23 protein-coding genes are annotated in these 23,805 nt (G+C 70.4%); 10 read left to right on the top strand and 13 right to left on the bottom strand.

Going from position 1 to position 23,805, the window contains the following annotated elements; translation table 11 throughout:
* Positions 1-76: 76 nt before the first annotated feature.
* Positions 77-1,558 carry an 8-oxoguanine deaminase gene (locus HNQ01_RS11465; RefSeq protein WP_173805571.1) on the top strand — a complete coding sequence of 494 codons (1,482 nt, stop codon included), beginning with the start codon at positions 77-79 and terminating at the stop codon, positions 1,556-1,558.
* 96 nt (positions 1,559-1,654) lie between these two features.
* On the opposite strand, the gene HNQ01_RS11460 is transcribed toward HNQ01_RS11465, so the two are convergent.
* The 4 genes from HNQ01_RS11460 to HNQ01_RS11445 all read right to left on the bottom strand — a co-directional run bounded on the left by HNQ01_RS11460 (position 1,655) and on the right by HNQ01_RS11445 (position 6,216).
* Positions 1,655-2,101, bottom strand: coding sequence for a hypothetical protein (locus tag HNQ01_RS11460; protein WP_173805570.1), 447 nt, complete (start codon positions 2,099-2,101; stop codon positions 1,655-1,657).
* Positions 2,098-2,649 carry a hypothetical protein gene (locus tag HNQ01_RS11455; RefSeq protein WP_173805569.1) on the bottom strand — a complete coding sequence of 184 codons (552 nt, stop codon included), beginning with the start codon at positions 2,647-2,649 and terminating at the stop codon, positions 2,098-2,100. The genes HNQ01_RS11460 and HNQ01_RS11455 overlap by 4 nt, the downstream gene beginning before the upstream one ends.
* A 246-nt stretch (positions 2,650-2,895) precedes the next feature.
* Positions 2,896-4,365 carry an acetyl-CoA hydrolase/transferase family protein gene (locus HNQ01_RS11450; RefSeq protein ID WP_173805710.1) on the bottom strand — a complete coding sequence of 490 codons (1,470 nt, stop codon included), beginning with the start codon at positions 4,363-4,365 and terminating at the stop codon, positions 2,896-2,898.
* Positions 4,366-4,536: 171 nt separating this feature from the next.
* Entirely contained in the window at positions 4,537-6,216 is a 1,680-nt protein-coding gene (locus HNQ01_RS11445; RefSeq protein ID WP_173805568.1) for a Na/Pi cotransporter family protein, read from the bottom strand.
* Positions 6,217-6,437: 221 nt separating this feature from the next.
* On the opposite strand from HNQ01_RS11445, the gene HNQ01_RS11440 reads away from it, so the two are divergent.
* From HNQ01_RS11440 to HNQ01_RS11400, 9 genes are all read left to right on the top strand, one after another.
* Positions 6,438-7,190, top strand: coding sequence for a GntR family transcriptional regulator (locus tag HNQ01_RS11440; RefSeq protein WP_173805567.1), 753 nt, complete (start codon positions 6,438-6,440; stop codon positions 7,188-7,190).
* A 94-nt stretch (positions 7,191-7,284) separates the two neighbouring features.
* Positions 7,285-8,334 (top strand): ABC transporter substrate-binding protein, encoded by a 1,050-nt coding sequence (locus HNQ01_RS11435; protein ID WP_434801499.1) that lies wholly within the window; start codon positions 7,285-7,287, stop codon positions 8,332-8,334.
* Between the two features lie 18 nt (positions 8,335-8,352).
* Complete coding sequence (locus HNQ01_RS11430) at positions 8,353-9,195, top strand: ABC transporter ATP-binding protein (RefSeq protein ID WP_173805566.1); 843 nt, start codon at positions 8,353-8,355, stop codon at positions 9,193-9,195.
* Entirely contained in the window at positions 9,192-9,959 is a 768-nt protein-coding gene (locus tag HNQ01_RS11425) for an ABC transporter permease (protein WP_173805565.1), read from the top strand. Before HNQ01_RS11430 ends, HNQ01_RS11425 begins: the two co-directional genes overlap by 4 nt.
* Before the next feature lie 28 nt (positions 9,960-9,987).
* The gene (locus HNQ01_RS11420; protein WP_286180721.1) at positions 9,988-10,488 is read left to right on the top strand and encodes a nucleoside deaminase; all 501 of its coding nucleotides are present in this window, start codon (positions 9,988-9,990) and stop codon (positions 10,486-10,488) included.
* Between the two features lie 106 nt (positions 10,489-10,594).
* Complete coding sequence (locus HNQ01_RS11415) at positions 10,595-11,566, top strand: isopenicillin N synthase family dioxygenase (protein WP_173805564.1); 972 nt, start codon at positions 10,595-10,597, stop codon at positions 11,564-11,566.
* A gap of 88 nt (positions 11,567-11,654) precedes the next feature.
* Complete coding sequence (locus tag HNQ01_RS11410; protein ID WP_173805563.1) at positions 11,655-12,485, top strand: urease accessory protein UreD; 831 nt, start codon at positions 11,655-11,657, stop codon at positions 12,483-12,485.
* 149 nt (positions 12,486-12,634) lie between these two features.
* Positions 12,635-12,865, top strand: coding sequence for a hypothetical protein (locus HNQ01_RS11405; RefSeq protein ID WP_173805562.1), 231 nt, complete (start codon positions 12,635-12,637; stop codon positions 12,863-12,865).
* Positions 12,866-12,923: 58 nt separating this feature from the next.
* Entirely contained in the window at positions 12,924-14,261 is a 1,338-nt protein-coding gene (locus HNQ01_RS11400; protein ID WP_173805561.1) for a patatin-like phospholipase family protein, read from the top strand.
* Here HNQ01_RS11400 and HNQ01_RS11395 read toward each other — a convergent pair.
* From HNQ01_RS11395 to serC, 9 genes are all read right to left on the bottom strand, one after another.
* Positions 14,239-14,565, bottom strand: coding sequence for a ComEA family DNA-binding protein (locus HNQ01_RS11395; protein ID WP_353621689.1), 327 nt, complete (start codon positions 14,563-14,565; stop codon positions 14,239-14,241). The two genes, HNQ01_RS11400 and HNQ01_RS11395, sit on opposite strands and share 23 nt — an antisense overlap.
* A 224-nt stretch (positions 14,566-14,789) precedes the next feature.
* Positions 14,790-15,941 carry a lipopolysaccharide assembly protein LapB gene (gene lapB, locus HNQ01_RS11390; RefSeq protein WP_173805560.1) on the bottom strand — a complete coding sequence of 384 codons (1,152 nt, stop codon included), beginning with the start codon at positions 15,939-15,941 and terminating at the stop codon, positions 14,790-14,792.
* Positions 15,931-16,269, bottom strand: a complete 339-nt coding sequence (locus HNQ01_RS11385) for a LapA family protein (RefSeq protein WP_173805559.1) — start codon at positions 16,267-16,269, stop codon at positions 15,931-15,933. The genes lapB and HNQ01_RS11385 overlap by 11 nt, the downstream gene beginning before the upstream one ends.
* A gap of 115 nt (positions 16,270-16,384) precedes the next feature.
* Complete coding sequence (locus HNQ01_RS11380) at positions 16,385-16,690, bottom strand: integration host factor subunit beta (protein ID WP_173805558.1); 306 nt, start codon at positions 16,688-16,690, stop codon at positions 16,385-16,387.
* A gap of 38 nt (positions 16,691-16,728) precedes the next feature.
* Entirely contained in the window at positions 16,729-18,438 is a 1,710-nt protein-coding gene (rpsA, locus tag HNQ01_RS11375) for a 30S ribosomal protein S1 (RefSeq protein ID WP_173805557.1), read from the bottom strand.
* Between the two features lie 149 nt (positions 18,439-18,587).
* Positions 18,588-20,612, bottom strand: a complete 2,025-nt coding sequence (locus HNQ01_RS22420; RefSeq protein WP_173805556.1) for a bifunctional 3-phosphoshikimate 1-carboxyvinyltransferase/cytidylate kinase — start codon at positions 20,610-20,612, stop codon at positions 18,588-18,590.
* Positions 20,613-20,634: 22 nt separating this feature from the next.
* Positions 20,635-21,516, bottom strand: a complete 882-nt coding sequence (locus HNQ01_RS11365) for a prephenate dehydrogenase (protein ID WP_173805555.1) — start codon at positions 21,514-21,516, stop codon at positions 20,635-20,637.
* 29 nt (positions 21,517-21,545) lie between these two features.
* Positions 21,546-22,661, bottom strand: coding sequence for a prephenate dehydratase (pheA, locus tag HNQ01_RS11360; protein WP_173805554.1), 1,116 nt, complete (start codon positions 22,659-22,661; stop codon positions 21,546-21,548).
* 40 nt (positions 22,662-22,701) lie between these two features.
* Positions 22,702-23,802: a 3-phosphoserine/phosphohydroxythreonine transaminase gene (gene serC, locus HNQ01_RS11355; protein ID WP_173805706.1), complete on the bottom strand. Its 1,101-nt coding sequence runs from the start codon at positions 23,800-23,802 to the stop codon at positions 22,702-22,704.
* Between the last annotated feature and the right edge of the window lie 3 nt (positions 23,803-23,805).

Below are 23,805 nucleotides of genomic sequence, written 5' to 3'. Positions count from 1 at the left end.
TTAGCGGGATGAACGAGGGAAAGCCGGGCGAGTTCCGGGCCCGCGGCGGGAACGGTGCTTGCTCGACAATGCCGCCATGAGCGCCGCCCCCTCCTTCCCCGCCCTGCCGCCCCCGCCGCTGCTGATCCATCAGGCCGAGCTGATCGCCACCTTCGACGCCGACCGGCGCGAGCTGCGCGGCGCCAGCGTGCTGATCCGCGGCGAGGCGATCGAGGCGATCTGGCCGGCCGGCGAGGTGCCGCCCGAGGTGATGGACGAGGTGCGCGCCCGCGGCGAATGCGTCGACGCGCGCGGCCACGTCGTCACGCCGGGGCTGATCAACACGCACCACCACATGTACCAGACGCTCACGCGCGTCATCCCGGCGGCGCAGGACGCCGAGCTCTTCGGCTGGCTGAAGACGCTCTACCCGATCTGGGCCGGGCTGACGCCGGAGATGGTGAAGGTCTCGACCCAGGTGGCGATGGCCGAGCTGCTGCTGTCGGGCTGCACCACCACCTCGGACCACCATTACATCTTCCCCGACGGCGTGCGGCTCGACGACCAGATCGAGGCCGCCGCCGAGGTCGGCATGCGCTTCCACGCCGCACGCGGCAGCATGAGCGTGGGCGAGTCGGCCGGCGGCCTGCCGCCCGACCACCTGGTCGAGGACGAGGCGGCCATCCTGAAGGACACGCAGCGCCTGATCGAGACCTACCACGACGCCGGGCGCTACAGCCGGCTGCGCGTGGTGGCCGCGCCCTGCTCCCCCTTCTCGGTCAGCCGCGAGCTGATGCGCGACTCGGCCGATCTGGCACGCAGCCTGGGCACGCGGCTGCACACCCATCTGGCCGAGAACGACCACGACCTGGCCTACAGCCGGGCGAAGTTCGGCATGACCCCCACCGAATACGCCGAGAGCGTCGGCTGGCTCGGGCCGGACGTGTGGCACGCGCACTGCGTGCGGCTGGACGCGCACGGCATTGCCCGCTTCGCCGCCACCGGCACCGGCGTGGCGCACTGCCCGTGCAGCAACATGCGGCTGGCCTCAGGCATCGCGCCGGTGCGGCGCATGCTGGACGCGGGCGTGCCGGTCGGCCTGGGCGTGGACGGCAGCGCCAGCAACGACGCCGGCCACCTGCTCAACGAGGCGCGCCAGGCGCTGCTGCTGGCGCGCGTCGGCCGCGCGATGCAGCCGCCCGAGACCGGCACCGACGGCGTGACCCGCTACGGCTGCGACCTCGGCCCCGCCGAGATGACGGCCCGCGACGCGCTGGCGATCGCCACGCGGGGCGGCGCCCAGGTGCTCGGCCGCGACGACACCGGCCACCTCGCGCCCGGCATGGCGGCCGACCTGGTGCTGTGGCGGCTGGATTCGCTGGCGATGGCCGGCGGCGCGGTGCACGACCCGCTGGCCGCGCTGCTGCTGTGCGCCAGCCCGCAGGCGGCGTGGAACATCGTCGGCGGCCAGGTGCTGGTGCGTGAAGGCCAGCTCACGACGCTGGACCTGGGGCCGCTGGTGGAGCGGCATGACCGGCTGGCGCGGACGCTGGCGGAGCGATCCGGGACACGAGGCTGACGCCCGTCGCCCTTCGTCACCGCGCCCACCCCGTCACCGTCGCTCCGCGTGGGCGCCCGCCTTCGCGGGCGTGACGGGTGGGGGGGCGTGCGCGCTTCAGCGCCGTCGGGGCGCCGCGCGGGTATGGGCCGACACGGCGGTTCCGTCACGGCGCCAATAGGACCTCACGGCAACATCCGTCCCTGCCGCATCGCGGCCACGACCCTGCAGCAAAGGCATGCCCCCGTATCGCGTCTCCGGACTGGATTCGGACACGAGAGGCCGGACTTCGGATTCAGGAAACTGGGGTTCGACCGGCCTGCCGAAGGCCGGCTGCACGGCGATGTCTGCCGAGGAACACGATGCGCCCTCGGTCGTGAACACCAGATGACCGTCCGGAAACCGGGCGCGGATCTGGTCCGACACGGGCAGGGACATGTCCACCGGTGGAATGCTGGCCTGATAGATCACCTTGTCCTGTCCGTCATAGACGAGGTAGCACGAGGCGTCGGCGGCGCCGATCAGCCCAGTCAGCGCCAGCAGTCCCGCAAGCATGCTTTTCATCGGGCCATCTCCTTGAGCCGTCGGAGCTCCGCGTTCATCGCCTTCAGACGCTCGCCGTCGGACTCCTTCTGGGCCTTGTACTTCTCGACCACCACCGACATTTCCGTCGAAATGCTCTGCTCCCAGGTTGCACCGGCCAGATTGTTGTTGGCCTGCATCTTCTTGGCTCTCAACGCAGCCAGCTCCTGCTCCATCAAGCCACTGCGCCGAACCATCAGCTCGCCGAGCTGGGCGATCTCGAACTCCTTGTCTCGGATCAGACGCTCGCGCTCCATCTGTCGGGCCATGCGCATGTCCACGTTGTCCTTCGCGGCCGAAGTGGCCGAGGCGGGCAGCGCAGGCGCTGCACCGGATGCGGCGGATCCCGCCGCAGGCCGGATGTCCAGCCGCTCCGCGCGCCGGTCATTTCCGCTGCAGGGTGTCTGCTGGAAAGAGACCGAGCCCGAGGCACTTGTGCACTTGAACTGCGCCTGGACACCCGATACCAGGGTGCACAGACCCAGCACCAAGACTGGTGGCCCGCAACGGGCAAACGACATGAACGACACGACAGCTCCCTGCAATCAACCGGAAATGAATATCCGTGAAAAAACAGGGTGTCTCCAGTGCAGATGTCCCGCCAACGCCGGCCGATTGCCGGTGCGCACCAGTTTCTGGCCCATGCCGGAAATCCATCGTAGGCGGGAGCAGTTGCAGAAGCCGGCTTCACCCTCGCGGACGCGAGGGCCCACGCGGCGACCATCACCGTCGCTCCGCGTGGGCGCCCGCCTTCGCGGGCGTGACGGGTGGGGGCATCAGGGCCGCATCGTGCCGGTCGCCAGATAGCGCTGGTGCCACGACAGCGCCTCGCCGAGCAGGTGCGGCGTCTGCCGGCCGGCGCCCGAGTGCAGCGCGCGCTCGACGTAGTCGTGCAGCATCGGGCGGAAGTCAGGGTGGGCGCAGCGGTCGATGACCAGGCGCGCGCGCTGCTTCGGCGACAGGCCGCGCAGGTCGGCCAGGCCCTGCTCGGTCACCAGCACCTGCACGTCGTGCTCGGTGTGGTCGACATGCGAGACCATCGGCACGATGCACGAGATCGCGCCGTCCTTGGCCAGCGACGGCGTCATGAAGATCGAGATGTAGGCGTTGCGCGCGAAGTCGCCCGAGCCGCCGATGCCGTTCATGATCTGGCTGCCCATCAGGTGGGTCGAGTTGACGTTGCCGTACAGGTCGGCCTCGATCATGCCGTTCATCGCGATCACGCCCAGGCGGCGGATCAGCTCGGGGTGATTGCTGATCTCCTGCGGGCGCAGGATGATGCGGTCGCGGTAGCGGGCCAGGTCGGCGTTGAGCTCGGCCTGCGCGTCCGGGCTGAGCGAGAACGCGGTCGCCGAGGCGCAGCGCAGCTTGCCCGACTTCAGCATCGCCAGCATGCCGTCCTGCAGCACCTCGGTGAAGGCGGTCATGTTCTCGAACGGCCCCTCGTTCAGGCCCTCGAGCACCGCGTTGGCGATGTTGCCCACGCCCGACTGCAGCGGCAGCAGCTCGCGCGGCAGCCGGCCCTTCTTCACCTCGTGCTCGAGGAACTCCAGGATGTGGCCGGCGATGCGGCGCGAGTTCTCGTCCGGCGCGGAGAAGGCGGAATTGCGGTCCGGATGGCGCGTCGGCACCACGGCGATGATCTTGTCCGGATCGCAGCGGAAGCAGCTCTCGCCGATGCGGTCGTCGGCGCGCACCAGCGGGATCGGCACGCGCCGCGGCGGCAGCTGCGTGCCGTAGTAGATGTCGTGCATGCCGTGCAGCGCCGGGTTCTGCCAGGCATTGACCTCCAGGATCACCCGGTCGGCCCGGTCGATCCAGGTCTTGTTGTTGCCGATCGAGGACGAGGGCACCAGCCGGCCGTCCTCCAGCACGCCCGCCACCTCGACCACGGCCACGTCCAGCGGACCGAAGAAGCCCGACCAGACCGCCTGCGCGACATGCGACAGGTGGATGTCGATGTATTCCATCTGCCCGGCGTTGATGCGGCGGCGGCATTCCGGGTCGGACTGGTAGGGCAGACGCATCTCGATGCCATCGACCTTGGCCAGCGCGCCGTCGAGCTCCGGCGCGGTCGAGGCGCCGGTCCAGACGCTGATGCGGAACGGATCGCCCGACGCATGCGCGGACTCGATGCGCCGCGCCAGCGCCGCGGGCACCAGCTTCGGATAGCCGGCGCCGGTGAAGCCGCTCATGCCGACATGCGCGCCCGACGGGATCAGCGCGGCCGCCTCGTCGGCACTCATGATGCGGCTGCGCAGCGGCGCGTGCAGGATGCGGTCGGAGTCAGGAGAGAAGGAAGCGGTCACGGGTGCTGCAGAGAATAAGTACAAACCCTTATTCTTTCACCCGGAACGGGGCGCTGCAGTGAGCGCGATCAAGTCGGAGCGGCCGCCCGCCCCGCGGCCGCGGGGGCCTCAGCCGCGCAGATCGCCGCGGATCTCGTCGAGCCCGGCCATGCGCGAGGGGCGCAGCCGGGTCTGCGCCAGCGCGCCGGCCGGCTCCAGGATCGGATAGGCGATCGAGCAGATGTGCGAGTTGATGCGCTTCAGGTCGCTGATCAGGTCCAGGTGCAGCGAGCTGGTCTCGATGCTGTCGGGCGTGTTGTCCTTGAGGCGGTCGAGATGGCGCGCCGCGTAGGCATGCTCGAGCTCGCGAAAGCGCGCCTTCTCCTCCAGCAGCTTCTGCGCGTCCCTCGGGTGGCCGTCGAGGAACACGCTCATGCCCAGGCGCAGGTTGGCCATCAGCCGTTCGTGCAGATGGATGATCTCGGCCATGCCGGCCTCGGAGAAGCGGCGCTGCTTGCGGATCTTCTTGTCCTCCACGTCCTGCAGCACCCGCTCGATGATGTCGCCGATCTGCTCCATGTTGATCGTGAACGAGACGATCTCGGTCCAGCGCTGGCTCTCGCGCTCGGACAGCGGCTGGCGCGAGATCTGGGTCAGGTAGAGCTTGACCGCGGTGTAGAGCGCATCGACCACGTCGTCCATGTCGCGCAGCCGCTCGGCCTCGCCGAGGTCGTTGCCGCGGATGACCGGCACGATGCCGCGCAGCATCGTCTCGACCGCGTCGGCCTGGCGCAGCGCCTCGCGGGCGGCGCAGCTCAGCGCCAGCGAGGGCGTGCCCAGCGCCAGCCGGTCGAGGTGGCGCGGCGTGCGCTCGTCGACCTGCGGCGGCGGCGACATCCAGCGCTCCAGCGCCTGCGCCAGCGGCTTGACCACCGGCACGAACAGCAGCGCCTGCGCCGCGTTGAACATCAGGTTGAAGACGACGATCTGCTGCAGCACCTGCGGCACGCCCTCCTGCAGCCAGACATGGAAGGTCGCCATGAAGGGCGCGGCCAGCGCGCAGGCGACGACCTTGAACACCAGCGTGCCCATCGGCAGCCGCCGCGTCGCCACGTCCGAGCGCAGCACCGACAGCACCGCCACCAGCGCCCGGCCCAGATTGGCGCCCAGCACCAGCCCGAGCGCGGTCGGCACCGGCACCAGCCCCTGGTCGGCCAGCGTCGCCACCAGCAGCACCACCGCCAGGCTGGAATACGACAGGATCGCCAGTGCCGCGCCCACCGCCAGCTCGATGCCCAGGTCGTTGGGGATGGACACCAGCAGCGTGCGCACCAGCGGCGCCTCCACCAGCGGTCGGGTGCTCTCGACGATGAGCTGCAGCGCCAGCGTGATCAGCCCCAGGCCGATGCCGATCTGGCCGAGCTGGCCGGTGCTGCTCTTCTCGCGCGAGAGGTGCGCGACCACGCCGGCGAAGATCAGCAGCGGCGACAGCCACGACAGGTCGAAGGAGTAGACCAGCGCCATCACGCTGGTGCCGATGTCGGCGCCGAGCATCACCACCAGCGCCGGCGCGGTCGCCACCAGCCCCTTGCCGACGAAGGACGACACGATCAGCGAGGTCGCGGTGCTGGACTGCACGATGCAGGTCACCACCATCCCGGAGAGCATCGCCTTGGGCCAGGCGCCCATGCTGGCGGCCAGCATCCGGCGCAGGCTCTCGCCGAACAGGCGCAGCACGCCGGTGCGCACCAGCTGGGTGGCCCAGATCAGCAGCGCGATCGCGGCGAACAGGTTCAGCAGATGCAGCATGATCCCCCCTTCGGAGCCAGCCCGGCCGCACCGCCCGCGCTCCCCGGGAATGCGCCGATGGCGTGCACATGCACCAACTGTATACAGTCGGATGCACGGTTTCCGGGATCCCCGGACTCCCGGGTCGTGAAGTGCTGCGACAGACTGGCCTCCGTATTGCGTGTGTCACCGGACCGTTCCGGTGCGTCCTTCGGAACCGATTTTTTCATCATGAGTCGTTCATGAGTCGTGCCAGCTCCCTGATGCCCAAGGCCCTGCAGGCCGATGCCGCCGCGCCCGCCGAAGGCGACGGCGCCGATCCCGGCGCCACGATGACCCGGCGCATCGCCGAGGCGATCACCGCGGCGATCGTCGAGCGCCGCCTGATGCCGGGCACCAAGCTCGCCGAGCAGCCAATCGCCGACATCTTCAAGGTCTCGCGCACCATCGTGCGCCAGGCGCTGATGCAGCTCAGCCGCGACCGGCTGATCACGCTGGAGCCCGCGCGCGGCGCCTTCGTCGCCCGGCCGAGCGTCGAGGAGGCCCGCCAGGTCTTCGCGGTGCGCCAGATGCTCGAGACGGCGATGGTGCGCCAGCTCGCGCGCGGCATCACCGCGGAACAGGTCGAGGAACTGCGCGCACATCTGCGCGCGGAAGCCTCGGCGGTGCAGCGCACCGACGTGCCCGGGCGCACCCGGCTGCTGGCGGACTTCCACATCATCCTGGCGCGCCAGCTCGGCAACGAGGTGCTCGCGCAGCTGCTGGTCGACCTGCTCTCGCGCTCCTCGCTGATCTCGCTGATGTACCAGTCCTCGCACTCGGCCGAGCATTCGCAGGAAGGCCATGTGCAGATCGTCGACGCGCTGGCGCGCGGCGACGGCGACGAGGCGGTGCGGCTGATGGAGGCGCACATCTCCGAGGTCGAGAGCAATCTGCGCCTGCATCCGCGCGTCGCCGACCTGGCCGCGGCGCTGGCCCCGGCCGCCGGGCCCTGATCCCGGACCGCCCCGGTCCTTCGGCTTGCGAGGCGCGCACGGATATTGCAAGCCCGGTTCTCCGCAAACTGTATACAGCTTGGAGCCCACGACGATGTCCGTTCTCTCGCCGATCCGACGCACCGTGATGGTGCTTGCCGCCGCCTCGACGCTGGGCCTGCTCGCCAGCCCGGCGCACAGCCAGGAAACCCCGGTCAAGTTCCAGCTCGACTGGCGCTTCGAGGGACCGGCCGCGCTGTTCCTGCAGCCCGCGGCCAAGGGCTACTTCAAGGCCGAGAAGCTCGACGTCACGGTCGACGCCGGCAACGGTTCGGGCGGCACCGTCACCCGCGTGGCCTCGGGCACCTACGACATGGGCTTCGCCGACCTGGCCGCGCTGATGGAGTTCCACGCCAACAACCCCACCGCGCCGAACAAGCCGGTCGCGGTGATGATGGTCTACAACAACACGCCGGCGGCGGTGCTGGCGCTGAAGAAGTCGGGCATCAAGGCGCCGGCCGACCTGAACGGCAAGAAGCTCGGCGCGCCGGTCTTCGACGCCGGCCGCAAGGCCTGGCCGATCTTCGCCAAGGCCAACGCCATCGGCGGCGTGACCTGGACCGGCATGGACCCGACGCTGCGCGAGACCATGCTGGTGCGCGGCGACATCGACGCGATCACCGGCTTCTCCTTCACCTCGCTGCTGAACCTGGAGGCGCGCGGCGTCAAGGCCGAGGACGTGGTCGTGCTGCCCTACCCCGCGCACGGCGTGAAGCTCTACGGCAACGCGATCATCGTCGGCGAGGGCTTCCTGAAGAAGAACCCGGAGGCGGTGAAGGCCTTCCTGCGCGCCTTCACCAAGGGCGTGAAGGACGTCATCGCCGATCCGAAGGCCGGCATCGAGACGGTCAAGGCGCGCGACGGCATCATCAACGGCGAGCTCGAGCTGCGCCGGCTCAAGCTCGCGCTCGACGCCTCGGTGCTGACGCCGGACGCCCGGGCCGAGGGCTTCGGCGCGGTCAGCGGCCCGCGCCTGAGCCTGATGGCCAGCCAGGTGGCCGACGCCTTCGCCACCAAGGAGCGCATCAACCCGGACGCGGTCTGGAACGGCGGCTTCCTGCCGGCTGCGGCCGAGCGCAACGTCTTCGCCGCGGCGAAGAAGTGATGCACGGAGCCTGACGCGATGAGCACGCCCCACGACCGGCCCTTCGTCGATTTCCACGAGGTCTGGCTGGCCTACAACGACGAGCTGCTGGCCCAGCAGCAGTTCGCCGTCGAGGACATCAACCTGCAGGTCGGCGAGGGCGAGTTCATCGCCATCGTCGGCCCCTCGGGCTGCGGCAAGTCCACCTTCATGAAGCTGGCCACCGGCCTGAAGCGCCCGAGCCGCGGCACCGTCATCATCGGCGGCCAGGAGGTCACCGGGCCGCTGAAGATCACCGGCATGGCCTTCCAGGCGCCGAGCCTGCTGCCCTGGCGCACCACGATCGACAACGTGCTGCTGCCGCTGGAGATCGTCGAGCCCTACCGCTCGAGCTTCAAGCAGAAGCGGGCCGAGTACCGCGAGAAGGCACGCCGGCTGCTGGCCAGCGTCGGCCTGGCCGGCTATGAGGACAAGTTCCCGTGGCAGCTCTCGGGCGGCATGCAGCAGCGCGCCAGCATCTGCCGCGCGCTGATCCACGAGCCGAAGATGCTGCTGCTCGACGAGCCCTTCGGCGCGCTCGACGCCTTCACCCGCGAGGAGCTGTGGTGCGCGCTGCGCGACCTGCAGGCCGCGCAGAAGTTCAACGTCATCCTGGTCACGCACGACCTGCGCGAAAGCGTGTTCCTGGCCGACACGGTCTACGTGATGAGCAGGAGCCCGGGCCGCTTCGTCGTCAGGCGCGAGATCGACCTGCCGCGCCCGCGCGACCTGGAGATCACCTACACGCCCGAGTTCACCGCCATCGTGCACGAGCTGCGCGGCCACATCGGCGCGATGCGCAAGCCGGTCGCCGGCCTGACCGGCACGGAGATCGCCCAATGAACGCCCGACAGATGGAACGCTGGTCGCCCTGGATCCTGCTGGTCCTGGTGCTGCTGCTGTGGCAGGTGCTGTGCTCGGGCTTCGGCATCTCGGAGTTCATCTTTCCCAGCCCGGCCTCGATCGCCGCCGCGCTGAAGGAACATGCCGCCACCATCGCCGGCCATGCCTGGCGCACCTTCTGGGTGACGATGGCCGGCTTCGGCCTGTCGATCGTGGTGGGCGTGCTGCTGGGCTTCCTGATCGGCAGCTCGCGCGCGGCCTATGCGGCGGTCTATCCGCTGATGACCGCCTTCAACGCGCTGCCCAAGGCCGCCTTCGTGCCGATCCTGGTGGTGTGGTTCGGCATCGGCATCGGTCCGGCCATCCTGACGGCCTTCCTGATCAGCTTCTTCCCGATCATGGTCAACATCGCCACCGGCCTGGCCACGCTCGAGCCCGAGCTGGAGGACGTGCTGCGGGTGCTGGGCGCGCGGCGCTGGGACGTGCTGGTCAAGGTCGGGCTGCCGCGCTCGCTGCCCTACTTCTACGGCTCGCTGAAGGTGGCGATCACGCTGGCCTTCGTCGGCACCACGGTGTCGGAGATGACCGCGGCCAACGAGGGCATCGGCTACCTGCTGATCTCGGCCGGCAGCTCGATGCAGATGGGGCTGGCGTTCGCCGGGCTGGTCGTCGTCGGCGCGATGGCGATGGTGATGTACGAGCTGTTCTCGGTGGTGGAGAAGCGCACGACCGGCTGGGCCCATCGCGGATCGAACGCGCACTGAAACGGGAAAAAGGCGCATGATCAGTGCCATGCATGCCTTCACCTCGCCCGACCCGACGATGGAGCAGATGCTGCTGCACCTGCGCCAGGCCAGCGACATCGCACGCGCCGCGATGGAGCAGGGCCATCACCCCTTCGGCGCGCTGCTGGTCGGCCCGGACCACGAGACGGTGCTGCTGATCCAGGGCAACGTCGACAGCGTCAACCACGCCGAGGCGGTGCTCGCGCGCCAGGCCGCGGCCAAGTTCGACGCCGAGCTGCTGTGGAACAGCACGCTCTACACCACCGTCGAGCCCTGCTGCATGTGCTCGGGAACCCAGTACTGGGCCGGCATCGGCCGGCTGGTCTACGGCATGAGCGAGTCGCGGCTGCGCGCCACCACCGGCCGCCACCCGGAGAACCCGACGCTGGACGTGCCCTGCCGCGAGGTCTTCTCGCGCGGCCAGAAGCCGATCCGCGTCTGGGGCCCGATTCCCGCGATCGAGGACGATCTGGCCGCGGTGCACGCCCGCTTCTGGCTCGGCCGCTGAACAGCTCGCCGCCCGCGATCGGTGCATCGCGGGCATGACCGGCTGGCATGGCTCGTGCGATTCTGCGTGACGGATTTCTCGTCTTTCGCCTCCAGGAGCGTTTTCCATGCCGGACAGCCCGCTGCCGGTGATCGATCTGGCCCCCAGCTTCGGTCACGACCCCCAGGCCCTGCACGCCATCGCCGCCCGCATCGACGCGGCCTGCCGGCGCGACGGCTTCTTCCATGTCACCGGCCACGGCGTGCCGCTGGCGCTCAGCCACCATCTCTTCATGCTGTCGCGCCGGCTGTTCGCGCTGCCCGAGGAGGTCAAGCGACGCTGGCATGTCGAGCTGTCGGGCGGGCTGTGCCGGGGCTACGACCCGGTGGGCTGGCAGGCGCTGGAATCCGGCCGCCCCGCGGACCTGAAGGAGAGCTTCTACCTCGGCGTCGACCGCGGCCCCTGGGACGCGCTGGTGCGCGCCGGCACGCCCAACCACGGCCCGAACCAGTGGCCCGACGAGGCGCTGGTGCCCGGCTTCCAGGCCACCGTCGAGGCCTACCAGGCGACGATGACCCGCCTCGGCCGCCACCTGATGGGCCTGATCGCGCTGGCGCTGAAGCTGCCGCGCGCGCATTTCGATCCCTTCCAGCGCAATCCGATGCCGGTGCTGCGGCTGCTGCACTATCCGCCGCAGTCGGCCAGCCGGCTCGACGGCCAGATCGGCTCGGGCGCGCACACCGACTGGGGCGGCCTGACGCTGCTGGCCCAGGACGAGTCCGGCGGCCTGCAGGTCCAGCGCGAGGGCGAATGGATCGACGTGCCGCCGATGCCCGGCACGCTGGTGGTCAACCTCGGCGACCTGATGCAGCGCTGGACCAACGACCGATACCGCTCCTCGCTGCACCGCGTCGTCAACCGCCACAGCGGGCGCGAGCGCTTCTCGATCGCCTGGTTCCACGACATCGACTACCACGCCCAGGTGGCCGCCCTGCCCGGCTGCCATGACGCCGGCGATCCGCCGCGCTATCCGCCGATCACCGCGGGCGACCACATCATCGACATGTATCGCCGCACGACGCTGCCGGCCGCGGCCTGAACCGAGTCCCGCCGGCCGGCCCCAGGGACAGGCACGGGCATGAGACGGCCCGCTACACTCCCGCCCTTTCGACGTTCCTGACTGCCCCATGAGCTGGCCCGGCCGACTGAACCTGCGCTACACCCGCGACGGCGACCGAACGATCGCGCTCGACCGCCACGAGGGTCCGCTGCGCGTGCTGCAGCGCCTGTACCCGGAAGGCGGCGCGATCTGCCACCATGTGCTGGTCCACCCCCCCGGCGGCATCGTCGGCGGCGACACGCTGGAGATCGACGCGACGCTGGAGGCCGGCACCCACGCGCTGGTCACGACGCCGGGCGCGACCCGCTTCTATCGCAGCGCCGGCGCCGCGGCGCTGCAGCAGGTGCAGGCTCGCGTGGCCGAGGGCGCACGCCTCGAGTGGCTGCCGCTCGAGACGATCGCCTACCGCGACTGCATCGCGGTCAACCGCATGCGCTTCGAGCTGGCACCGGGCGCCGAGATGATCGGCTGGGACCTGCTGGCGCTGGGCCTGCCGGCCGCCGGCGAGCCCTGGGAGCGCGGCCGCTACGAGCAGCACCTGGAACTGCCCGACCTCTGGCTGGAGCGGGCCCGCATCGAGGCGGACGACCGCACGCTGCTCGACGGTCCGCTCGGCTGGGCCGGCCGGCGGGTGCTGGGCACGATGTGGTTCAGCGGCGGCAGCGCCCTGGGCCGCGACCGCGCCTCCCGTCTGGTCGAGCTGGCCCGGGAGGTGATCGACGCATCGCCGCTGGCGATGCAGGCCGGCGTCAGCGCGCTGGACGGCCGACTGATCGTGCTGCGGGTGCTGGCCGAGCGGGTCGAGCCGGCGATGCAGCTGCTGGTGGCGGTGCGTGCGGCCTGGCGCCGGCAGGCCTGGCAGCTCGAGCCCTGTCCGCCGCGCATCTGGCGCACCTGATGAGCCTCCGGACCTCACAGCTGGACACCAATATTTAAGGGTTTACACGGATCCCTGTTGATGCCGGCGCATAGAATCGGCTTCGAAGACTGACGATTTCATCGTTCTGTCTTGTCATACAACGATTCACGCCGCAGGGAAAATCGATCATGAAGCCCTCGTTCTCGCTGGCCTTCGGATTGCTGCTGGCCGCTGCCGGCGCCTCCGCGCAGCCCGTCTCCCAGGAAACCGATCCGCGGCCCCGCAGCCCCGAAGCGGCCGCCTCGGCCCAGGCGGGTCGCCTGGCGGACAACGATTCGAACCCGATCGCGCTGCTGGCCGCCAGCCTGGCCGCGATCGCGCTGCTGCAGCGCCGGCTGATCCGTCAGCACCGGGACTGAAGGGCGTACGCCCCGGTTTTCCGGCGTCATGGCGCAGCCTGCGCCGTAGACTGACGCGATGGACACTGCCCGACTGCCCGGATCGACGGCGCCCGCCCGGCGCCGCACCGGGCTGCTGCTGACCGGCGGTGGCGCGCGCGCCGCCTATCAGGTCGGCGTCCTGCGCGCGATCGCCGACATCGCACGCGAGGTCGGCGCACCGACCTGCAGCCCCTACCAGATCATTGCCGGCACCTCGGCCGGCGCGATCAACGCGACCGCCCTGGCCTGCCAGGCCGACCGCCACGATGCCGCGGTGCGCGAGATCGCCGATGTCTGGTCGCAGTTCCGCTCCGAGCAGGTCTACCGCACCGACTCGCTGGGCGTGCTGCGCACCGGCGCGCCGTGGCTGACGATGATGTCCTTCGGCTGGCTGCTGCACCGCTGGCGGCGGCTGCGCCCGCGCTCGCTGCTGGACAACAGCCCGCTGGAGTCGCTGCTGCTGCGCATGGTGCGCTTCGACCGGCTGCAGCGCCTGATGGCCGAAGGCCATCTGGACGCGATCGCGGTGACCGCGTCGAGCTACACCAGCGGCGAGCATGTCACCTTCTACGAGAGCCGCGAGGACATCGCTCCATGGAACCGCTCGCAGCGCATCGCGGTGCCGGCCCGGCTCGGGGTGCGGCATCTGCTGGCCTCGGCGGCGATTCCCTTCGTCTTCCCGGCGGTCGAGCTGCCCTTCGGCGAGCGCACCGGCTGGTTCGGCGACGGCTCGATGCGCCAGGCCGCGCCGATCTCGCCGGCGGTCCATCTCGGCGCCGAGCGCATCCTGATCGTCGGTGCCGGGCGCATGCACGAGCCGGCCGGCGCCCATCTGGAGATCAGCGGCTATCCCACGATCGCGCAGATCGCCGGCCATGCGCTGTCGAACATCTTCCTCGACGCGCTGGCGGTCGATGTCGAGCGGCTGCAGCGCATCAACGCGACGCTGGCCCTGCTTCCGCCGCAGGCGCTGGCGCAGACGGCGCTGCGGCCGATCGAGGCGCTGGTGATCGCGCCGAGCCAGCGCCTGGACGAGATCGCCGGGCGCCATCTCGACAGCCTGCCGCTGACGGTGCGCAGCCTGCTGCGCGGCGTCGGCGTCAGCGGCCGGGGCACGTCGGCCCGCGGCGCGGCGCTGGCCAGCTACCTGCTGTTCGAGTCGGGCTACACCCGCGAGCTGATCGCGCTCGGCGAGGCCGATGCGCAGGCCCGGCGTGCCGACGTGATCGCCTTCTTCGGCTGGGACGCGCAGGAGCGCCGTCCGCGGACCGCCAGCGTCGCGCGACTGGCCGGCGCCCTTGCGGCCGAGGTCACCGGGAGAGCGCTCGACCCGCCGCGCACGCCGCAGGACCTCAGGGCTTCTTCGCCGACGTGAGGGCCGCGGTGGCGGTGGCCGCGGCGGGAGCGGCGAAGGTCGCACCGTTGACGGTCAGCCCGCCGGTCGAGTACTTGGTCGCGGTGGCCTGCTTGATGCCCTTGACCCGCTCCATCACGTCGGCCCAGTCGCGGAAGGGCGACTTCTTGCGCTCGTCGAGAATGCGCGCCGACATCGCCGGGCCGATGCCCTTGATCGACTCGAGCTCGGCCTGCGAGGCCTTGTTGATGTCGGTGGCGGCCAGGCAGCAGGTGGCCGAGGCCAGCGCCAGCGCGAGGCCGGCCAGCAGATTGCGGATCAGCACCATGATCTTCCCCTGTGCGGCCGTGGCAGGCCGCGTTCGCGGATGACGGAGCGACCGGCCGGGTGGCTGGCCGCGACACCGCCGTGGCGGGTCCGCGATCGGTGCGGCCCAGGTCCCCGGCGCGAGATCACGATAGATCCGGCCCCCGGGCCTGCCCATCCCCACGAGGGGGTCCCCCGTCGGGGGGACAAGGCGGCGCGCGGCAGACCGCCCGAGGTGCCTGCTCAGTGGTCCTCGAGGCGGCGCGGCGGGAAGGTCTCCCAGCCCTGGCAGCCGGGACATTGCCAGAAATGCTGCTGCGCCTCGAAGCCGCAGGCGGCGCAGCGGTAGCGCTGCAGCGGCTTGAGCGACTGCGCCAGGCTGGACTGCACCGCCTGCATCTCGTCGGGCGACAGCGCCTCGCCGCCCGGCTCGCGCAGCAGCCCCAGCGCCGGACCGATGCCGGGCTGGATGCGCAGATGCTCGAGCAGCAGCCGGCGCCGCGACGCCGGATCGCCATCCAGGCGCAGCAGCGCCGCCAGCAGGTCCGAGGTCGGCGACTGGCGATGCAGGTCCTGCAGCACCGTGCGCGCCTCGTCGCCGCGACCGCAGGCGGTCGCGCTGGCCGCGAAGTCCGAGGCGATCACCGAGAGCGCACCCGGCGACAGCGTCGCCAGCGGCAGCCAGGCCTGCAGCGCCGCGTCGTGCCGCCCGGCGCGCGCGGCGCGCTGACCGGCCTGCACCAGCGGGCGGGCCGCCTGCGGCGAGGCCTGGCGCGCCTTGTCGAGCGCGCTGTCGGCGTCGGCAGGCTGGCCGCGCGCGTCCGCCTCGAGCGCGAGCTCGCACCAGTAGTGGGCGATGCGCGGTCCGAAGGAGCCGGCCGCGACCGCCTCGAGCTGGCGCGCGACCTCGATCGCGGACTTCCAGTCGCGCGAGCGCTCGTGCAGCGTCAGCAGCGCCATGCGGGCGTCGGTCGCGAAGGGCGTGCCTTCGAGCGCCTGGTAGGCGGCCTCGGCGCGGTCGAAGAGACCGGCCTTCAGGAAATCCTGCGCCAGCGCGTACTGGGCACGATCGCGCTCGGCGGTCGGCAGGTCGGCCCGGGCCAGCAGATGCTGGTGCACCCGCACCGCGCGCTCGTACTCGCCCCGGCGCCGGAACAGGTTGCCCAGCGCGAAATGGAGGTCGGAGCTGCCGGGATCGTGCTGGACCGCCTCGATGAAGGCATCGATCGCCTTGTCCTGCTGCTCGTTGAGCAGCAGGTTCAGGCCCTTGAAATAGGCGCGCGGCGACGACTCGATGTCGCGCCTCCACTGGCGCATGTCCAGGCGCGAGGCGAGCCATCCGAGCCCGAAGGCCAGCGGCAGCGCCAGCAGCAGCCAGCGCAGGTCAAAGTCCATCGCGGGGAGGCAGTCCGAGGGGAACGTCGGGCAGGACCGGCACGGTCTGCGGTCCGGGCGGGCCGGCGGGGGCCGCCGCCGAGGCGACCGGAGCCTGCGGCTCGATGCGCGCACGCGCACGGCGGCGCTGGCGCCACCAGTTCGGCGTCATCGCCAGCACGCCGAACAGCGCACCGGCGGCAAAGACCACGAGCACCATCAGCACCATCGGTGCCCGGAACTCGAAGCCAAGGAACCACTTGATCTGGGCCTCGTGCTGGTTGTTCAGCGCGAACGCGAACAGCACGAAGAAGATCGCGGCCCGGAAAAGCCAGGAAAGGAATCGCATCGCACCGGGATTCTAGTTCGATCGGCGCCTTGCCGATCGCGGGCACGGCCATGCCGGCGTGCAGGTGCGAGGAGCCGCCGCAGGACGCGGCAGGAAGAGGAGGGAAAACGCGATCTCAGGCGGCGGAGCTGCCACCGTCGTCGATGCGGTCGACCGCCTCGCGCAGGGCCTTGCCCGGCTTGAAATGCGGCACGAGCTTCTCGGGAATGCCGACCGGCTCGCCGGAACGGGGATTGCGCCCCATGCGCGGCGGCCGGCGGTTGATCGCGAAGCTGCCGAAGCCACGGATCTCGATGCGGTGGCCCCGCCCCAGGGCCTCGGTCATCGCGTCGAGCATCGTCTTGACGGCGAACTCGGCATCACGATGGGTCAGCTGGCCGAAGCGGTCGGCCAGCAGCGTCACGAGGTCGGAGCGGGTCATGCAGCGAGGAGTCCGTGGCGTTCGTCAGCGGGCAGCGATCAGTGGCCCTGGTCCAGCTTGGCCTTCAGCAGGGCGCCCAGGCTGGTGGTGCCGGCGTTCTCGCGGCTGGAGTCGGCCGACAGGCGCTGCAGGGCTTCCTGCTGCTCGGCGTTGTCCTTGGCCTTGATCGACAGCTGGATCGAGCGGGTCTTGCGATCGATGTTGATGATCAGCGCGGTGACCTCGTCGCCTTCCTTCAGCACGTTGCGGGCATCTTCCACGCGCTCGCGGGCGATTTCCGAAGCACGCAGGTAGCCGGTGACGTCGTCGTTCAGCTGGATCTCGGCGCCGCGGGCGTCAACCGACTTGACCTTGCCGGCGACCGTCATGCCACGGTCGTTGACCGAGGTGTAGGCGGTGAACGGGTCGGCGTCGAGCTGCTTGATGCCCAGCGAGATGCGCTCGCGCTCGACATCGATGCCCAGGACGATGGCTTCGACTTCCTGGCCCTTCTTGTAGTTGCGGACCGCGGCTTCGCCCGGCTCGTTCCACGACAGGTCGGACAGGTGCACCAGGCCGTCGATGCCCGCGGCCAGGCCGACGAACACGCCGAAGTCGGTGATCGACTTGACCGGGCCCTTGACCTTGTCGCCGCGCTTGAAGTTCTGCGCGAACTCGTCCCACGGGTTGGCGCGGCACTGCTTCATGCCCAGCGAGATGCGACGCTTGTCCTCGTCGATCTCCAGGACCATGACCTCGACCTCGTCGCCCAGCGAGACGACCTTGGACGGAGCGACGTTCTTGTTGGTCCAGTCCATTTCCGAGACGTGCACCAGGCCTTCGATGCCCGGCTCGATCTCGACGAACGCGCCGTAGTCGGCGATGTTCGTGACCTTGCCGAACAGGCGGGTGCCCGACGGGTAGCGGCGCGAGACGCCCAGCCACGGATCGTCGCCCATCTGCTTCAGGCCCAGCGAGACGCGGTTCTTCTCGGCGTCGAACTTCAGGACCTTGGCGGTCAGCTCCTGACCCACCGTCACCACTTCGCTCGGGTGACGGACACGGCGCCAGGCCATGTCGGTGATGTGCAGCAGGCCGTCGATGCCGCCGAGGTCGACGAACGCGCCGTACTCGGTGATGTTCTTGACCACGCCGTTGACGATCGCGCCTTCACGCAGCGTCTCGAGCAGCTTGGCGCGCTCTTCGCCCATCGAGGCTTCGACCACGGCACGGCGCGACAGCACGACGTTGTTGCGCTTGCGGTCGAGCTTGATGACCTTGAACTCCATGGTCTTGCCCTCGAACGGGCTCATGTCCTTGACCGGACGGGTGTCCAGCAGGGAGCCCGGCAGGAAGGCGCGGATGCCGTTGACCAGCACGGTCAGGCCGCCCTTGACCTTGCCCGAGACGGTGCCGGTGACGAAGTCGCCGGACTCGAGGGCGTTCTCCAGCGACAGCCACGAGGCCAGACGCTTGGCCTTGTCGCGCGACAGGATGGTGTCGCCGTAGCCGTTCTCGATGGCGTCGATCGCGACCGACACGAAGTCGCCGACCTGGACCTCGATCTCGCCCTGGTCGTTCTTGAACTCGTCCAGCGGGACGTACGCTTCCGACTTCAGGCCGGCGTTGACGACGACAAAGTTGTGCTCGACGCGCACGACTTCGGCGGAGATCACTTCACCGGCGCGCATGTTGGCGCGCTGGAGCGACTCCTCGAACATCGCGGCAAAGGATTCCATGCCGAGGTCGGCCATAGCTGCTTGGGACATTGGGGACTTTCTGCACCGGCGGGTGCGCCGGCGGCGGGTGCCACTTCCGTGGCGGGGTTGAGTTGATGATCCGGCGCCCCGGAGGTGCATCGCGCACCAGGCGTGGGACGCCGGGCCAGGCTTTCAGGTGGCGGTCGATCCGGCGGCGCTCAGCGCGCGTCGAAGGGCTGCCGTGCGTTCCACCAGGCCACCACCTGCTGCACCGAAGCCTCGATGCCGAGCTGGGAGTTGTCGAGCCGGAGCGCGTCCTCGGCCGGTCTCAAGGGCGCGGTCGCGCGGGTGCGGTCCCGCTCGTCGCGTGCCTCCAGGTCGGCCCGAAGATCGTCGAGGCTAGCAGAAATTCCCTTTGCGATCAATTGGTTGAGCCGGCGCTCGGCGCGCGCGGCCGCCGTCGCCGTCAGGAAGATCTTCAGGCCGGCGTCGGGGAAGATGACGGTGCCCATGTCGCGGCCGTCGGCCACCAGGCCGGGCAGCTGGCGGAAGCCGCACTGCAGGTCGTAGAGCGCGGCACGCACCGCCGGCCAGGCCGAGATGCGCGAGGCCATCATGCCCACCGCCTCGTCGCGCAGCTCGTCGCTGACATCCTCGCCGGCGAGCAGCACCCGCACGCCCTCGAAACGCAGCTGCATCGCCCGTGCGGTGGCGGCCAGGCCCTGCTCGTCGTCGGCCGAGACGCCGGCGCGGCGCGCCGCCAGCGCGGTCACCCGGTACAGCGAGCCCGAGTCCAGCGTGTGCCAGCCCAGCTGCGCGGCCACGCTGGCCGACAGCGTGCCCTTGCCGGAGGCGGTCGGGCCGTCGATGGTGATCACCGGAATGTCGGCCGCGCGGGCCTCGACCACCGAGAACAGCGCCTCGAAATAGTCGGGAAAGGTCTTGGCGACGCACTTCGGGTCGAGGATGCGCACCGGCACCGCGTGCTCGCCGTCGCCGGCCGGATTCAGCCGGTTGAAGGCGGCCAGCGACAGGCACATCGCCATGCGGTGGTCGTCGTAGGTGTGGATCGAGGCGGGCTGGAAGCGCGCCAGCGGCTCGACGCGCAGGAAGTCCTCGCCCTCCTCGACCGTGGCGCCGAGCTTGCGCAGCTCGCAGGCCATCGCGGCGATGCGGTCGGTCTCCTTCACGCGCCAGCTCGCGATGTTGCGCAGCGTGCTGGGGCCGTCGGCGTAGAGCGCCATCACCGCCAGCGTCATCGCCGCGTCGGGAATGTGGTTGCAGTCGAGGTCGATCGCCTTCAGCGGCCAGGCGCCGCGGCGGATCTCCAGCGCGTTGGGCTCGGCGTGCACCACCGCGCCCATCGCCTCGGCGGCCTCCTTGAAGCGGATGTCGCCCTGGATGGAGGCCGCGCCCACGCCCTCGATGCGCACCGGCGCGTCGACGCCGGCGATCGCGCCCAGCGCGATGAAGTACGACGCCGACGAGGCGTCGCCCTCGACATGCACCTCGCCCGGCGTGACATATCGGCTGCCGGCCGGAATGACGAAGCGCTCCCAGCCCTGGCGCTCGACCGCGATGCCGAAGCGCGCCAGCAGGTTCAGCGTGATCTCGATGTAGGGCTTGGAGATCAGCTCGCCGACCACCTCGATGGTGACGGCGCGATCGGTCGCCGCCAGCGGCAGCGCCAGCAGCAGCGCGGTCAGGAACTGGCTCGACACGTCGCCGCGTACCTTGACGGGCGCGGCCAGGTCCAGCGTGCCGCCGGCCACCCGCAGCGGCGGATAGCCCTCGGTGCCCAGGCAGTCGACCGTGCAGCCCAGGCCGCGCAGCGCGTCGACCAGGTCGCCGATCGGGCGCTCGTGCATGCGCTTGACGCCGCCCAGCGTGTAGGCCGCCCCGCCCTGCTGCGTGGCCAGCACCGCCAGCGCGGCGGTCAGCGGGCGCATCGCGGTGCCGGCGTTGCCCAGGAAGAGCTCGGCCGAGGCCACCTGGGGTCGGCCGGCGAAGCCGGTGATGCGGGTCAGGCGGCCGTCCTGGACGATGGCGCAGCCCAGCGTGCGCAGCGCCGCCAGCATCACGCGGGTGTCGTCGGAGTCGAGCAGGTCGACCAGCGTCGTCGTGCCCTCGCTCAGGCCCGCCAGCAGCAGCAGCCGGTTCGAGATGCTCTTGGAGCCGGGCAGCTGCACGGTGCCGGCGGCATGGCCGAGCGGCGGAAGGTCGAGGTACGGGATCGAATACATGCGCAGGATTGTTCTTCGGAAATCAGCGGGCGGTGGCCGGACGGGCATTCATCTGCCAGCCCGAACGGCCCTCGGAGGCGGTGCGGATCAGGTCCTCGAGCGCCTCCTGGTTGCCCGAGCGCATCACCACCTCGAAGGCGTCGAGCGCATGGCGCAGGCGCTGCGACTGCTTGAGCACCTCCTCGCGGTTGGCCATCAGGATGTCGCGCCAGACCGTCGGATCGCCCGCGGCGATGCGGGTGAAGTCGCGGAAGCCCGGACCGGCCAGCGACAGGAACTCGCGGCCGGCCGGCTGCGACATCACCGCGTTGAAATAGGCGAAGGCCAGCAGGTGCGGCAGGTGGCTGACCGCGGCGAAGGCCGCGTCGTGGTTCTCCGGCGTCATGCGCAGCACCTGGCAGCCGATCGCGGCCCAGACGTCGGTGGCCTTCTGCACCATGACCGGATCGGTCTGCGCCAGCGGCGTGAGGATGACCTGCTTGCCCTGGTAGAGCTGCGCGTCGGCATGCTCGACGCCGGCGACCTCCTTGCCGGCGATCGGGTGCGCCGGCACGAAGCTGCCGATGCGCTCGCGCAGCACGCGCCGGGCCACGTCGACCACGTCGCGCTTGGTGCTGCCGACATCCATGAACAGCGTGCCGGGCTCGACCAGGTGGCGGATCGCCTTGAAGGTCGCGTCGCTGGCGGCCACCGGCACGGCGATCAGCACGATGTCCGAGCCCGAGACCGCCAGCAGCGCCGATTCGGCCGCGATGTCGACGACGCCCAGCCGGCGCGCGCGCTCCACCGTCGAGGGCGACTTGCTGTAGCCGACCACCCGCTGCACCAGACCGGCGCGCTTGAGGGCCAGCGCGAAGCTGCCGCCCATCAGGCCGCAGCCGATCACCCCGAGTTGATTGAACATGATTGGAGAACCTGCCGGCAGAGGGGAGATCAGTGGGCGTCGATCGGGTAGGCGCCGAGCACCTTGAAGAAGGCGCAGGCCTCGCGCAGCTCGTGCATCGCGGTCTGCACCGCCGGCTGCTCGGGATGGCCCTGCAGGTCGATGAAGAAGTAGTACTCCCACTGGCCCGAGCGCGCCGGACGCGACTCCAGCCGGGTCATCGACACGCCGTGGCGCTTGAGCGGCGCCAGGATGTCGTACATCGCGCCGGGCCGGTTGACCACCGACACCACCAGGCTGGTGCAGTCGTGGCCGGAAGCCTGCGGGGCCGGATGGCGGTGCGGGTCGGTGACGATCGCGAAGCGGGTGCGGTTGTGCGGATCGTTCTGGATCGCCGGAGCGACCACATGCACGCCGTACTCGCTGGCCGCACGCGCGCTGGCGATGCCGGCCAGGCGGCTGTCCTGCGCGGCCAGGCGCGCGCCCTCGGCGTTGCTGGAGACCGGCCGGCGCTCGGCGTGCGGCAGGTGCAGCGACAGCCAGTCGTGGCACTGCGCCAGCGCCTGCGGGTGCGCGCAGACCGCCTCGATGCCGTCGAGCGCGTTCTCCTTGCGCAGCAGGTTGTGGCGCACGAAGAGGCTGGTCTCGCCGATGATGAACAGCGGCGTGGTCAGGAAGATGTCGAGCGAGCGCGCCACCATGCCCTCGGTCGAGTTCTCGACCGGCACCACGCCGAAGTCGGCCACGCCGGCCGAGGTGTTGCGGAAGACCTCGTCGATGCTGGCGCACGGCACCCGCACGATGGACGAGCCGAAGAAGCCCAGCGCCGCCTCCTCGCTGAAGGTGCCGGCCGGACCGAGATAGGCCACGCGGGTGGGCGTCTCCAGCGCGCGGCAGGCGCTCATGATCTCGCGCCAGATGGGTGCGACGCTCTCGTTCTTCAGCGGTCCCGGGTTGAACTGCTTCAGGCCGTCGATGACCTGCGCCTCGCGCTCCGGGCGGAAGACGACCGAGCCCTCCTTCTTCTTGATCTCGCCGACCTCCTGCGCCAGGCGGGCGCGGCGGTTGAGCATCGCGATCAGCTCGCGGTCGAGCGCGTCGATGCGGTCGCGCAGCTCCGGCAGCGTCGGAGCGGGCGACGCGGCGTCGTGGTCGGGCGTGGTCATGGCAGGAGGGTCCCGGTCTTGTCGTGGTCGAGGAGTCGGATCAGCCGCGGGCGGCGGCGAAGGCGCGCAGGTAGTCCACCAGCGCCTGCACGCCGGCCAGCGGCATGGCGTTGTAGATCGACGCACGCATGCCGCCGACGCTCTTGTGGCCCTTGAGCTGCAGCAGGCCGCGCTCCTGCGCGCCCTTGAGGAAGTCGGCGTTGAGCGACTCGTCGCGCAGCTGGAAGGGCACGTTCATGCGCGAGCGGCAGGCCGGATCGATGCGGTTGACGTAGAAGCCCGCGCCCTCGCCGTCCAGATAGCCGTAGAGCAGCCCGGCCTTCTCGACCGCGCGGCGCTCCATCTCGGCCACGCCGCCCTGGCGCTTCACCCACTGGAACACCAGGCCGGCGATGTAGATGCCGTAGGTCGGCGGCGTGTTGTACATCGAGGCGTTGTCGGCCACCAGCTTGTAGTCGAAGGCGCTCGGGCAGATCGCCAGCGCATGGCCGAGCAGGTCCTCGCGCACGATGACGATGGTGACGCCGGCCGGGCCGATGTTCTTCTGCGCGCCGGCAAAGGCCAGCCCCACCTTCGACCAGTCGATCGCGCGCGACAGGATGTGCGACGAGCAGTCGATCACCAGCTCGGCCGTGCTGCCCAGGGCCTTCAGATCCGGCAGCGCCTGGAACTCGACGCCGTGGATGGTCTCGTTGCTGCAGACGTGCACGTAGCGCGCGTCCGGGCGCAGCGCCCAGCCGGCCGCCGCGGGGATCGACAGGTGGCCGCCCTCGGCGTTGCTGGCCGCGACCTGGGCGTCGCAGTAGCGCTTCGCCTCCTTGGCCGACTTCTGCGACCAGGCGCCGGTGACGACGAAGTCGGCCGCGCCGCCCCGCGACAGGTTCAGCGGCACGATCGCGTTCTCGGCCAGGCCGCCGCCCTGCATGAACAGGATGCGGAAGTCCGCCGGCACCGCCAGCAGCTCGCGCAGGTCGGCCTCGGCGGCTTCGGCGATCGAGATGAACTCGCGCCCGCGGTGGCTCATCTCCATCACGCTCATGCCCGAGCCGTGCCAGTCGAGCATCTCGGCCGCAGCCTGCTGCAGGACCTCCTCGGGCAGCGCCGCGGGACCGGCGGAGAAGTTGTAGGGGCGCGCAGTCATCGT

It is taken from the genome of Sphaerotilus uruguayifluvii, from assembly GCF_013294065.1.
In the GTDB taxonomy this organism is placed as follows: Bacteria; Pseudomonadota; Gammaproteobacteria; order Burkholderiales; family Burkholderiaceae_C; genus Sphaerotilus; species Sphaerotilus uruguayifluvii.
The sequence above is the reverse complement of the archived record's forward strand: the minus strand, read 5'-3'. Positions and strand labels throughout refer to the sequence as shown.

Excerpts from the sequence above, each read along its gene's own strand:
- HNQ01_RS11465 (WP_173805571.1), top strand. The coding sequence starts at position 77 with ATGAGCGCCGCCCCCTCCTTCCCCGCCCTGCCGCCCCCGCCGCTGCTG.
- HNQ01_RS11460 (WP_173805570.1), bottom strand. The coding sequence starts at position 2,101 with ATGAAAAGCATGCTTGCGGGACTGCTGGCGCTGACTGGGCTGATCGGC.
- HNQ01_RS11450 (WP_173805710.1), bottom strand. The coding sequence starts at position 4,365 with ATGAGTGCCGACGAGGCGGCCGCGCTGATCCCGTCGGGCGCGCATGTC.
- HNQ01_RS11445 (WP_173805568.1), bottom strand. The coding sequence starts at position 6,216 with ATGCTGCATCTGCTGAACCTGTTCGCCGCGATCGCGCTGCTGATCTGG.
- HNQ01_RS11440 (WP_173805567.1), top strand. The coding sequence starts at position 6,438 with ATGAGTCGTGCCAGCTCCCTGATGCCCAAGGCCCTGCAGGCCGATGCC.
- HNQ01_RS11435 (WP_434801499.1), top strand. The coding sequence starts at position 7,285 with ATGTCCGTTCTCTCGCCGATCCGACGCACCGTGATGGTGCTTGCCGCC.
- HNQ01_RS11430 (WP_173805566.1), top strand. The coding sequence starts at position 8,353 with ATGAGCACGCCCCACGACCGGCCCTTCGTCGATTTCCACGAGGTCTGG.
- HNQ01_RS11425 (WP_173805565.1), top strand. The coding sequence starts at position 9,192 with ATGAACGCCCGACAGATGGAACGCTGGTCGCCCTGGATCCTGCTGGTC.
- HNQ01_RS11420 (WP_286180721.1), top strand. The coding sequence starts at position 9,988 with ATGCATGCCTTCACCTCGCCCGACCCGACGATGGAGCAGATGCTGCTG.
- HNQ01_RS11415 (WP_173805564.1), top strand. The coding sequence starts at position 10,595 with ATGCCGGACAGCCCGCTGCCGGTGATCGATCTGGCCCCCAGCTTCGGT.
- HNQ01_RS11410 (WP_173805563.1), top strand. The coding sequence starts at position 11,655 with ATGAGCTGGCCCGGCCGACTGAACCTGCGCTACACCCGCGACGGCGAC.
- HNQ01_RS11405 (WP_173805562.1), top strand. The coding sequence starts at position 12,635 with ATGAAGCCCTCGTTCTCGCTGGCCTTCGGATTGCTGCTGGCCGCTGCC.
- HNQ01_RS11400 (WP_173805561.1), top strand. The coding sequence starts at position 12,924 with ATGGACACTGCCCGACTGCCCGGATCGACGGCGCCCGCCCGGCGCCGC.
- lapB (WP_173805560.1), bottom strand. The coding sequence starts at position 15,941 with ATGGACTTTGACCTGCGCTGGCTGCTGCTGGCGCTGCCGCTGGCCTTC.
- HNQ01_RS11385 (WP_173805559.1), bottom strand. The coding sequence starts at position 16,269 with ATGCGATTCCTTTCCTGGCTTTTCCGGGCCGCGATCTTCTTCGTGCTG.
- HNQ01_RS11380 (WP_173805558.1), bottom strand. The coding sequence starts at position 16,690 with ATGACCCGCTCCGACCTCGTGACGCTGCTGGCCGACCGCTTCGGCCAG.
- rpsA (WP_173805557.1), bottom strand. The coding sequence starts at position 18,438 with ATGTCCCAAGCAGCTATGGCCGACCTCGGCATGGAATCCTTTGCCGCG.
- HNQ01_RS22420 (WP_173805556.1), bottom strand. The coding sequence starts at position 20,612 with ATGTATTCGATCCCGTACCTCGACCTTCCGCCGCTCGGCCATGCCGCC.
- HNQ01_RS11365 (WP_173805555.1), bottom strand. The coding sequence starts at position 21,516 with ATGTTCAATCAACTCGGGGTGATCGGCTGCGGCCTGATGGGCGGCAGC.
- pheA (WP_173805554.1), bottom strand. The coding sequence starts at position 22,661 with ATGACCACGCCCGACCACGACGCCGCGTCGCCCGCTCCGACGCTGCCG.
- serC (WP_173805706.1), bottom strand. The coding sequence starts at position 23,802 with ATGACTGCGCGCCCCTACAACTTCTCCGCCGGTCCCGCGGCGCTGCCC.